This window comes from Oleiphilus sp. HI0043 (genome assembly GCF_001634935.1).
Map to the genome: position 1 here is coordinate 1 of NZ_LWEY01001441.1, position 1439 is coordinate 1439.

At 38.6% G+C, this 1439-nt stretch carries 2 protein-coding genes; one reads left to right on the forward strand and one right to left on the reverse strand.

The genetic code is table 11. The features are described 5' to 3' along the window. Window positions 1-161 precede the first annotated feature (161 nt). A complete protein-coding gene (locus tag A3729_RS20210; RefSeq protein WP_068516132.1) occupies window positions 162-929 on the reverse strand; it encodes an ABC transporter substrate-binding protein in 768 nt (255 codons plus the stop codon). Window positions 930-1150: 221 nt separating this feature from the next. Here A3729_RS20210 and A3729_RS20215 point away from each other — a divergent pair. After that, window positions 1151-1439, forward strand: a 289-nt coding sequence (locus tag A3729_RS20215; protein WP_068516158.1) for a hypothetical protein, incomplete at its 3' end; no start/stop codon positions are given.

Here is a 1439-nt window from a genome sequence, read left to right on the forward strand (position 1 = left end):
GATATTCCCAGGCGTCAGTGAGTGGTCTTTATCTTCAAAATATACAATATGATTGGCTAGAACTATGTTTTCGGTACTGTGATCAAAGCTGATTGGCTGATTGCTAGCCAGCGCATAAAAACTGAAACCAAATAATAATATGAGAGATAAATAGAGCTGTTTCATTTAAACATTTCTTCTTGGAAAATTCGAAATTTACCTTCTTGTCTGAGCGCTTCGAGCCCGGCATTCAGAATATTTAGATAGTATTGGCTGTCTGGCTGGGTTTTGGAAAATAAAATATAGTTTTTACCTTCACTGAGTGCTTTAGTGTTGATTCCGATCGATTCTATTTCAGCTGGTGAAAAGTTTCTATGAAGCAGGTACTTTCCTGTGAATTCAGAGATAGGAAATAAGTCGATTGTTCCGCTGATTAGTTTTCGCAAGTTATCTATATCTGTATTGCTAATTGACACTCTTAACCTGTCTTGCTTGTATAAACGCCAAAATTCATCGTTATAAGTATAGCTCCGCGTAGCGCCAATTTTTAAACGGCCTAGTTCATCAAGGCTTTGCCATTTGAACGGGCCGTTAAAGCGTTTTTTAGTGTAGAAAAAGACAAAATAGATATTCTCGATCGTTTGGCTATGGAGAAAGTCTTGTCTTCTTTCTTCACTTTCCCCCCAAAAAGACGTGGCGTGATAATTACCGATTCGAGTCGCTTCTAGGGCTCTTTTCCAAGGGAGATAGTCAAATTTGACGTCAATGTTGTGGAGCTTAAACGCTTCGCTAACTAGACGATTAATGTAGCCTCCACCCGGCAGTGATTGTGAGGTCCACGGCGGATATTCTCCACTGGCTATTTGGATAGTTTCAGCCTTAGAGAGTGAATGGAAACTGACTAACAAAAGCAGGGTTAATGCTTTAATTGTGGCACTTGTACGCTTCATATACCTAACCGTTTATAAGCCAATTCAAATCTAGATATCTGATTTCAAAAAAGCAGGCTAACTTAGTTATTATGTCGGTAGTGATATTAGTGTAGTAGAGTTTGGCCGGTTTGGAGTGTCGCTTTTAGATTGTGTCGTTATTACAACTAACGTTTGTTATTAGTCACTTTGTTATCAGTTCGAGGTATGATGGCTGTTTACAAGTTTGAATCGGAATGATTATGCAAGCTGAAGCTCTTATTTTATTGATCAATTTCCTATTGGTGACGCTTACTTATTTGTTCGTTTATCCTCGGTTTGCGGGGCGAGATTTGAACAAACTATTTACGAACGACTTGGCTGCTATGGTGATATCTCTCTTGGTGGTTGGCAGCTTATATCAAGGTCAAGACCTCAAGTTATCGTTGATCATTCTAGAGACTAACTGGTTCTGGTTTAGTTTACTGACATATATGCTAATCGAGACGCCTTTTGCACTCAGGTATATCAAAAAATATAAGGTTTTTGAGT